We start from the raw sequence: 10,231 nt of genomic DNA, 5'->3' as shown, positions 1-10,231 counted from the left end.
CGAGTTAGGATCCTAACCGAGAATGAACATCGCATCTGACGATTAGTGCTGCCATTTCCTCACCTCAAATCAACCATAATCATCCCCATAAATTCCGAGTTAGGATCTTAACTCGGAAAAACCAATCAGGGATCAGGAAGGGTATTAGCGATCACCAATTACTATCTTCAATCACAAGTGTACAAAAATATATGTCATACTTACTTTTTATGACTACTTATGAGCATTGAAGTGAAGATTGAGGATGCATTGGAGCGCCTGCATAAATTTGACAGGCGAGGTATACACGTTTACCGAAAAAGTGACCTGAGGAGATTATTTTTTGATGACTCACTTACAGCATTCCAGCAAAGTTTACCTCGTTTGGTGAAAGCTAGAGTACTAGAGCGGGTGTGCAACGGTGTTTATGTATTCTCATACAGTCGTCATAAGGACGGTTATACCATTGAATACATTGCTAAATGCTTGCGACGAGGAGAGTACAACTACATCTCTCTAGAATCGGCACTCTCGGAATACAGTGTTATTTGCCAAGTAATGCTTGATCGAATTACGATCATGACGACTGGACGCAAGGGAGAGTTTAAGACACCTTACGGCGTTATCGAGTTCACACATACGAAGCGTGATGCTATTGATATTATCAACAATACTATAACTTCAGATCGCCCCCTGCGAATTGCGAAAAAAGAAGCTGCGATTCGAGATTTGAAAAGGGTTGGAAGAAACACGCACTTAATAGTGACGAATCACAAGTAGGCAGATGCTGGCACTCCCATAAACCACACACACAACTCACTTTTAGACATTTATGAGTTAGAAATTTGGTCTAAATCTGTTGATTGATATTAGAAAAATATCTTAAAGAATGGTCCGAACGACTTCGCCTTCTTCTGAGGACATTCAAAAGCGTTATCAGTTCGAAGAATAGAGGAGCCAAGAGCAGCACTATAAACTTGATCTTCAAAAAGTGAAGTGAAAAGACCTTTATGAATCAAATACTTTAATATTGTTTTATTTCAACACATGTTAATGGCACAACACTTTTGTGTATTACTTCAGACTTTTTTAGATCAACGTAAGTTCCAAACATTTTCCCTTCACTACCATTAACAATTAAGTGCCTTAGGAAAACCTCACTGCCTTTCACATTATCAAATAAATTGTAAGAGCCATCAGAGTTTTTAATTATTGGAGAATGAAAAGATTTACCTGACACACGATAATCAACCTCACTTTCTCCAATAGAGACCTGTACGTTCCATTTGAAGTGATCACTTGTCTTGCAATGAATAGCTGCGTTAGTCCCAAAACTTACCATAGCCATTAACGTCAACAATGCTATTTTCATTGGCGGTGTTTCCTCTATCATTTTTAGGGCAAATTAAAGCGTATGTAAGAATGTAATTGGTAGTAATAGTGTTTCGATCTCTCTGGTACTCAACCAACAAGTCATCAAAGTGCTCCCACGACATTCCACTATTTAAATAAAGTTTACTCTGTAGGTAGTTAATAGCACTAGTCATATCCAACTTAGATGCTTCAGACAGTACGTATTCAATTTCGTCTTTCGGTATCATAATACAGTGGCTCTCTTTACATTAGCCAGAATGTCGATAGAACGAGTGCTCCGAGCCAAACTTTGGCGCAAAGGTGCGTTTGCCGTAATCCGTTTCAGCATTATATCACCCAAAGTTAAATTTGAGTTATGTGATGGATCACAGTCCATTCGTAATGAACTATAGTATCGAAATCGATGTGAATAGATTAGTTTGGATAGGTGATCAGTAAAGTTTACAAATGTGCTCTTACACAATCGCAACTCATAATGGGGCACTTCTGTGCTACGAAGTACCAACTGTGAAGGTTCTGGACAAAAGCTTGCCAGTGATTTTGCTAAATTAGTAAGTCATGAATTAACTCAGGTAGGGAAAATTCATCCTATCAATTTCCTTCAACCGAATTGCGGAAAAATGGGTCACAAGATTTTGTTATTTTAGGCGCAGTTATCAGTTTAAATCTGCTTTGGGACCTACAAACAAATAAAAATAAATTTTCATTTGTTGATCAGTTTAGGTTTCTAGCTACTAACCACATTAAGCCTCAGAACGAAACTATTTACCACGGAATACCATCATCCTGCTCTGAAGAAGAACAGGAAATTGACATTAAGTCTTGCGGGTATTTTTTTAAGATAGCGTAGTAAACTTCAATTTTTGTTAGGCTTTTTGCCTTTTTCTCTTCGAAGTCACGGCCACCACCTCCAGTAGCACCTGAATCAACGAGACATACTGAGTAGGAACCGTCACTTTTGTAATAGATCTTTACCGAAAAGCCAGGAGTGTATATGAATTTTACACGTCTTCGATTTTTCGTAGACTGTCTGAAAGTTGACAACTTGTTAGACTCTATGTAATTGACTAGTTTCTCGGCTAATTCAGGTGTTATTGTCATAGAATAAACTCTGAAACCACTTGCCTCTACTTGTTCAGGAGTTAGGTTGTCCTTTACTTCCTTCCAAACACTGGGCCTAAAATATTCTTTTTTCATAACCAATAATAATTGTGATTAACTATTTTTTGAACGTTCACAGTTCAAAGTTACCTATGCTGGCTAATCTGTACTTTGCAAAGAGATCTTTACGGGGACTGTTTTGTTGAGGTTCGTAATTACTTGATTTAAACGTTGTGTGAAAAGCACCAAGCCTCCATGCTCAAAATCATCTTTGGCTTCCAACTCTTCATTCGATGGGTCGTCTTTGATTATTTTACAAAACTTCTCGATGTCGCCAACAAACTTTGAAAAATCAACACCCAATGTATGGCTATGAGTCTGTTCAATAACTTTGAGCACGGTTTTTCTATGTTGTTTATGATCTATTCCGAATTGTATGTATTGCTTGCCAATACGCACAGCATCTAAATATAGAGATAGATACTTATCTAAAATAGGCTCATTTTCCGATAAAGACTTCCGAGCATAAGTTAAATCAACTTCAATGAGCGAGAGTGTATGTTTAAGGTCACTGAGTGGTTTTTTCTCTAGCAAATCTTCGTTCCAATTTTCTAGCTCAGAATTTAGATGCTCTAGACCATTATTCAGCTCAGTCATGCCACTGTTCAATAGTTGAACACCATTTTGACTTAGTTTGTATGTAGATTTTAGCGCGCTAAATAATCCCATTAGTACCTTATAAAGATGATAATAACTGCCTAATTTCAGATACATTACATCTATTAGAAAAAGTAAGTCAAATAACTATCCACAAAGTGTGATAGATAAGTGTGCTAGATTAGATTGGGGCAAAAGTGTTTCAGAGCTTAAATTCATTAGTCCATTGGTTCTGACAAACCCACTTATGAAGATAATAGGTAACACATTTTTCACCAGAGAGTTGGGCACAAAGAGAGCTTTTTTATCTATTAATTAAATGAGCAAACTTTAGTTTTTGATGATTTGAGCGAGAACAGTGTTCTCTCAGTAGCGATTGAACGCTACCGACCTTTGCCTATATACCCAAACACGAGTCGGATAATACCTGACTCAGCCTTTCGTCATTCGGAGAACATAGTTCTCCGTTCAACTAAATGAAGATGCGAGAAGAAGCTCCAGCCAGACTGGACACTGCATTAAGCGACCTTTTGGCTTTTCAAAGTCAACTGGGCTTAGACGCCCAGAGCACTGTGCCTTCTCGTCCGATTATATTCAACCTCAATGTATTCGAAGACCGATTGACGCATCTATTCTCTCGACATTATCAGCTCATGTTGTACGGCGTCCACCGTCATTACATGAAAGAAACTCTCTATATAAACGTTGTCTCAACAATTTCCTTGCCTATCCATACTTTGTTTTAGATTGTAGGTACTTATCAGCTCTCGATAAATTTTCGAACAATATTGGCTACCACGGTCACTATGAACGATGACTCGCTCAGGAAAGCCACGATGGAATAAGGTACTTGAAAGAGTATCGCTGACTAATATTGCTGTCATCCTCTTAGCCAACCACTTGCTGTGAATAAAGATCAATGATTACCACTAAGTATAGCCAACCTTCACTGATCGCCAAATACGTAATATCTCCGCCCATTTCTGATTGAGCGGCAGTTGCAGAGAAGTCTTGTTCCAGCAAGTTTGGAGTGATTGGCAACTTATGAATGCTATCCGTCGTACATTTGAACTTACTAGCAGCCTTCGCTACTAGCTTTTGACACTTCATGCTACTAGCAATGGTCTTCACATTATGCCAGCTACCGCTATCAGTTAACTCTATCTGGATACGTCTAGCACTGTCCCTGCCTTTGCGACTATCAAACGCCTCTTTGACTTTGTCGTCTAATACCTGACGGGCTTGTTCTCGCAGGCAGTCTCTATGACGATGCTTGATCCAGTAGTAAAAACCGCTTCGCGATATGCCAAACACCTCAGCCATGTGAGATACACGGAAATACTGCAGCTGTTCAAACATAAATTCGTAGCACAAGCCACTTTAGATTCTTCGCAAAGTAGGTGGCGGCCTTTTTTACTATTTCTAGCTCTTTTTCTCGCTCAGCAGTACTGGAGCTTTTATTTGCGGCTTTGCGCCAGCCATAGATTTGAGAGTCATGGAGAGATAGTTATCTAGCGGCAACAACAACGCCGACTTTCTCCGCAAACTCAAGTGTTAAATTCGGAAGAACGGATAATACGTTTTTTCTTGTTTGTCATGATTCACCTCGTTAGTGATTTTACTCACTTAACTCAGGGTCCAAGATAGCTGGTGCGACTAAGTAATGGCGAGGCCGCTGAATTGACGAGGCCAGCCACGCTTGCTCTGTTTGCTTTGCTTCCATTCGCTTATAACTTCTTCATCAATCCAGAAAGTAAGTGAACCACGATTGATTAGGACTTTGTTGTAATTTTTTCAGTTAGTTGTTGTGTAACGAGGCTTCTGCATAAGACTAGGGTGATCAACTGTGTTGCCGCACAGCTCATCACCTCCTGCCTTAGTTTCATCGAGTTACGTAATAAAGCCTTCAACATAGACCACACTAAAGCACTCTTGATTTTAAATGTTCAACAAGCTATCTGTCATTGTAAGGTCAATTTAATGTCAATATAATGACAGTATTTTTAAAGGTGATAAATAACAATAAATAACATGGCTAATAATAAAAAACTGGTTGCTTAGGTTTTAAGAGGTGATTAATCTTAAACTTAAAAACAATATTCATATTAAAAAGGTGTAGTTAGATATGGATTTTAAAAGTGGCATTTCAAATAGTATTTTTTTGCATCCTATTTACTCAAGTGAAACTGGAGATGTAGCTTTCTCTGAGGTTTTATACACTATATCTGATGGATATTATGAGGAGCAGTTTTTAGATATGACTGTATCCGATGAAATAATAATGGAGTCAGCATTAAATATTATTAAAAAACTTCAAAACAATAAAAAAAACAAATTTAGTGTTAATATTACCGCAAATATATTGTTGAGTGATGAATTCATAACGAGGATTTCTTTATTTAATAACACAAATTTAGTGATAGAAGTTAATGAAATAGAAAGTAATATGCTATCTGACTTGTATCTATCAATAAAAAAACTCAAAGAGTATGGAATTGAGTTTTGCTTAGACTCTTTTTGTCACAAAGATGAAACTTTTAATCAATGTTTAGGCTATATAGATTGGGATTACATTAAAATAGACAAAAAGTACTCATTTAAGGATTTAGAAAAGCATGTGGCACAAATTTTAATTCCATTTTGCAACGTTGGAGTAATTATTGATGGCGTTGACTCAAGCATAAAAAAACATTTAAAAATATCTAACAAAATATATTATCAGGGATATTATAGAAATCCACCGAAAAGGTTTGCATCATGAAAACAATTAAAGTTAAACCTTGTAAATTAGGCGCTTACTTCAATAAGAATGAACATATCATCCAAATTGAAGAAGGGAGTGGCGCTGTATCGTATAACGGGTTTTCATGTATATTTCAACCAGGTGATTACCTTTATCTTCCGAAAGGGGAAGTTATTCATTATTCTGTAGAAGAAGAAATAGTAGAGCTTAAAGTCATACCATTCTTTCATTTAAAGCAAATCATGTCCAAGCGTGATTATTATATTTATTTAAGAACAAAGAAAGATGTCGAGTTATCATCAATATATTATAAAAATTATCTGTTAGACCTAATTAAAAAAGATCTTTTCTTGCCCAAGAGAAACTCAGATGAACCAACATTAGAAAAAATAAGAGAGTGTATAAAAAAAGATCCAATAATAAATTGGAATATTGATAAGCTTTGTCAAAGGTCAAATTTAAGTATTAGAGATGTCAAATTAGTTTTGTCTAAGCTAAATGTGACAATGTCTGAATTAGTGATTAAAGTTAAAATTGAAAACTCAGTGGAATTATTATTATCTACAAAGAGCGTTGTTACAACTTCGAAATTATTAGGTTTTTCCAGTAGTTCTTTTTTTATAAAGAAGTTTAAAGTTGTTTATGGAATGACTCCAAAAAATTTCATCCATTTATTTAAAAAAAGCTAATATCAACATGTCAGTGATTAATAATAAGATTTCGCGTATCAATTTATCCGTTTATATATTTTTGCTTTTGACTTTTTTTATTATAATTTTTTTTAGAGTATTTGCAGGTAATTTAGAGCAATATTCGTTATATATTGATAAGTTTAGTGAAAACAAATTAGTTGAAAAAAGAAATGCATTAATAGAAGAGGCGGAATCTATTTCAGCTTCAATTTATTCAATTATAAATTTAATAGAAAATGAACTTATCGAGAGTGTTAAGAAAAATACTGCCGTCATTGAATTTGCTAATGAAGACAGTATAGAAGAAGACTTTATAAAAGAAAAAGTAAATAAATTTAACTCAACCTTCAAAGATAATTATGTTTTTATAGTAAACTATAAAGATAAGAAATTTATAGAATCAGAGATTTTTAACCAGCTTGATGATGATCTAAAAGATAAATATTCTAATAGTTTTTTTGAAAACTTTCCTATCAATGGTGGAGTGTATAGATATAAAGTACCTTCTAAATTTGGTTCTAACAAAGTATCATATATAAAACAAATACCTAACACAGAATTATATTTAGCAAGCGGATATGTTAACGAGTTTCTTCTCGAGCGTGTACATGATGAAATCTTTAATCTTTTAGAAAACTCAAGTTTGGATGATAATATTGAATATAGGGTCTACTCGACTTACAAGGGTATTATATATGACCAAAAGGTTAAAGAAAATAGATATTTAAACAGCCAACATTCACTTTATTTTTTCTATGATTATATCTATAAAAACTATCTTGAATTAGATAATAGCAATGAGTTCCTTTATATTGAAAAAACCATAAGTGAATATGGAATAAATATATCACTTTCTATGGACAAAAATTTTAAACATGAACTAAACTATGATTTTAAATATCTATTTAAAGAGTTCTTATATGAAGATATAAAAATAGTAGTTAGCTCATTCTTTATTTTACTGGCTATTTCATTTGTTCTATATTATTTTTTAAATAAAAAAATATTACGTATATTGACGACATATAATAATAAGATATTGCTAGAGAAAAAAAAGTTAAAAGATTCAAATAAAAAAATTGAAAGTATAGCAAAAACTGATTACTTAACAGGCTTACCAAATAGAAGAAGTTTGGAAATCGATTTTAAAAGAACATTTTGTCTCAACAGTTTTTATTTAGTGTTTATTGATTTAGATGGGTTTAAACATATAAACGATTCGTTAGGCCATTCGTTTGGTGATATGTTTCTAAAGAAAATATCTAGCAACATCACTGAAGAAATCGATGTTGATGATAAATTATATAGATTTGGTGGTGATGAGTTCATTGTTATATTTCAAGGTAATGTTGACATTTTAAGTAAGATTAACAATTTATCGCGTTCAATAAATAAGCCTGTTTTTATAAAAAATAGAAGAATAGAATCTACTGCTAGTATTGGTTTTTCTCAATATCCAAAGGATGGAGATAGATTGGATCTTTTATTACAATATTCAGATCTAGCTATGTATGAGTCCAAGAAAAAAGGAAGGTCACATTATACTGAGTATAATACTGGTCTACTTCAGACGGCTAATTTTAAATTTGAGCTAGTAAATGATTTAAGAAGGGCTTGTCGAAATAATGAGTTCTATACTGAGTATCAACCAAAGTTTGATATCAAGAGTCGTCAATTAGTTGGTTTAGAAGCTTTGGTTAGGTGGAAACATCCTACAAAAGGTTGTATTCCTCCAGATGTTTTCATAGAAACGGCTGAGTCTGCTGATTTAATTGACTCTGTCGGTTTTAGAGTTATAGATTATGCAATTAAAGATTATTACGAAAATAAATCACATTTTCATAATGATGTCACATTATCAATAAATTTGTCACCCAAACAGATACATGAAAAATTAAAAAAATATTTAAATGAATTAATAGAAAAAAACATGGTTGATACTTCAGATATAATATTTGAAGTGACGGAAAATGTTTTTTTTGTCGAAAATAAAAATAAACTTGAGATAATAAATGATTTGGTTGAGTTAGGGTTTAGGTTTTCCCTAGACGATTTTGGCAAGGGTTACTCAACATTAAACAATCTAATAAAATTGCCATTATATGAAGTCAAGTTAGATAAGTGTTTTTTAAATAGAGTTCCAAATGAATTAAAAGACAACTCACTTTTAAATTCTATAATTAATCTTTTGTACAACTTAGAATATAAAATTGTTATAGAAGGAGTAGAAAGTGTTGCGCAACATAATCATTTGATAGAAATAAATGACTGTATATTTGTTCAAGGCTTTTTATATGGAAGACCAGAAAGTATGAAATCCATTGTAAATAAATTACCTATTAAAAATAAAATATTAATGGAAGGTGTTTAGATGAAGTGTAAAAACTGTTCTAGTTTTGGATGCTATAGAATAGAAAGGAATTTTATAGAGAAGATTTTAATTAAGAAAAAATTCCTTTGTAGAGATTGCGATTTTATTTTTAAAAACTATAGGTTTTTCATTAAATTCACACAAAAGGTTAAATCCAATTAATTTAAATTACTATATTTGAAAGCTTCATTAGAAGTGTTGAAATTAAATTTACACTTATCAAATTAACTAATCAATTGAGACAATATCATATCTTTATTTGAATTGATATTGTCTATTCTATTTTTATTTTTTCGCTACCGTCAGTAAACTATTTATCTTCCATAGCCTTTCCAAGTTTGGTAAGTTTTAGTTCAACGGTTTGGTTGGGGGCAATTAGATTAAAAATAAATCAATAACTTAACAGCTAAACGTGTATATCAGTTAATCATCCTAGGCCTATGCGAGACCTAGTTACAATAAAACTAACTGCAACAGTACAACAAAGCGTTAATCAACCGTAGCAGACCTCGTCGATTCATCGACTTAGCCATCACTACCGTACTGAAGGTGAATAAAAAAAAACAACAACACTAGCATGTGATGAGTTTATCGATTCCTTGTTTATGCTGTCTAATACTACTCTTACCTTCTCATACTTCATTTGTATCAGTCTTTGAGTTAAACAAGTTGAGGTCTCTTTTGAGACAAAAACTGGAGGTGCAATACAGTACCTAGCCACTGATACTGGCAGCCTCAAGGTTTATAGCGAAGGTGAACGGAAAGTCAAAAATCATGGTACTGACGGATGCGTAGAGTTTGAGCAAATTTGCATTTAGTATCCGACGCTGCACTCAAAAAATAATCGCAGAAGAACTGAGTTTATCTCATGTTACGATACTGAAGTCCTTCTTAACTTTGTAAATCAAACACGCCGAAGAATTATCGAGATATCTGGTGATGGCGCTTATGATACAAGGAGTTGCCACAATACTATACGGGTTAAGCGAGCTGTTCCGCTCATCTCTACAAGAAAAGGCTACTCTCGGATCTTAGCGGTAGTTTGCCAGAAGCTTTACGGCTTTAACAAAAAGTGAAAAAAGCGATATCGTTATTGCAAGCATTTACTCTCAAAAAGTACGATGTATAGAGTGAAGCAGTCGCTTGGTAGGAAGCTATACATGAGAAATTACAATGCTCAGGTGGTTTGGTTATCTATCCGAATTACTTAACAAAACCCTGTGATGTTCCTGACATTGGAAAATGTAATGCTTATCCGCACCAATGAATTGGCAACCAACAACATCCTATGAGGATTCTTCCAGGATATAGTAG

7 protein-coding genes and 3 pseudogenes are annotated in these 10,231 nt (G+C 33.9%); 5 read left to right on the top strand and 5 right to left on the bottom strand.

The window, feature by feature from the left end:
• Positions 1-219 precede the first annotated feature (219 nt).
• On the top strand, positions 220-759 hold the full coding sequence (gene abiEi, locus R7Z47_RS15395) for a type IV toxin-antitoxin system AbiEi family antitoxin (RefSeq protein ID WP_025506061.1): 540 nt from the start codon (positions 220-222) through the stop codon (positions 757-759).
• Positions 760-1,003: 244 nt separating this feature from the next.
• Here the strand turns inward: abiEi and R7Z47_RS15390 are convergent, their stop codons facing one another.
• The 5 genes and pseudogenes from R7Z47_RS15390 to R7Z47_RS15370 form a co-directional block, all read right to left on the bottom strand.
• Positions 1,004-1,351 carry a hypothetical protein gene (locus R7Z47_RS15390; protein WP_140281756.1) on the bottom strand — a complete coding sequence of 116 codons (348 nt, stop codon included), beginning with the start codon at positions 1,349-1,351 and terminating at the stop codon, positions 1,004-1,006.
• A gap of 767 nt (positions 1,352-2,118) precedes the next feature.
• Positions 2,119-2,550 carry a hypothetical protein gene (locus tag R7Z47_RS15385; protein ID WP_025506058.1) on the bottom strand — a complete coding sequence of 144 codons (432 nt, stop codon included), beginning with the start codon at positions 2,548-2,550 and terminating at the stop codon, positions 2,119-2,121.
• Between the two features lie 63 nt (positions 2,551-2,613).
• Positions 2,614-3,111, bottom strand: coding sequence for a hypothetical protein (locus R7Z47_RS15380; protein ID WP_301949514.1), 498 nt, complete (start codon positions 3,109-3,111; stop codon positions 2,614-2,616).
• A gap of 468 nt (positions 3,112-3,579) precedes the next feature.
• Positions 3,580-4,709, bottom strand: a pseudogene (locus tag R7Z47_RS15375) (IS3 family transposase).
• A 61-nt stretch (positions 4,710-4,770) separates the two neighbouring features.
• Positions 4,771-4,884, bottom strand: a pseudogene (locus R7Z47_RS15370) (transposase); the annotation flags it as partial.
• 352 nt (positions 4,885-5,236) lie between these two features.
• On the opposite strand from R7Z47_RS15370, the gene R7Z47_RS15365 reads away from it, so the two are divergent.
• The 4 genes and pseudogenes from R7Z47_RS15365 to R7Z47_RS15350 form a co-directional block, all read left to right on the top strand.
• Positions 5,237-5,872 (top strand): EAL domain-containing protein, encoded by a 636-nt coding sequence (locus R7Z47_RS15365; RefSeq protein WP_025506056.1) that lies wholly within the window; start codon positions 5,237-5,239, stop codon positions 5,870-5,872.
• Positions 5,869-6,543 (top strand): helix-turn-helix domain-containing protein, encoded by a 675-nt coding sequence (locus R7Z47_RS15360; RefSeq protein WP_025506054.1) that lies wholly within the window; start codon positions 5,869-5,871, stop codon positions 6,541-6,543. Before R7Z47_RS15365 ends, R7Z47_RS15360 begins: the two co-directional genes overlap by 4 nt.
• 7 nt (positions 6,544-6,550) lie before the next feature.
• Complete coding sequence (locus R7Z47_RS15355) at positions 6,551-8,917, top strand: putative bifunctional diguanylate cyclase/phosphodiesterase (RefSeq protein WP_025506051.1); 2,367 nt, start codon at positions 6,551-6,553, stop codon at positions 8,915-8,917.
• Positions 8,918-9,362: 445 nt separating this feature from the next.
• A pseudogene (locus tag R7Z47_RS15350) lies at positions 9,363-10,101 on the top strand (IS5/IS1182 family transposase); the annotation flags it as partial.
• Positions 10,102-10,231 lie beyond the last annotated feature (130 nt).

The organism is Vibrio sp. 1641 (assembly GCF_033339995.1).
Classification (GTDB): Bacteria; Pseudomonadota; Gammaproteobacteria; order Enterobacterales; family Vibrionaceae; genus Vibrio; species Vibrio alginolyticus.
This window is presented reverse-complemented; position numbering and strand designations above follow the sequence as displayed.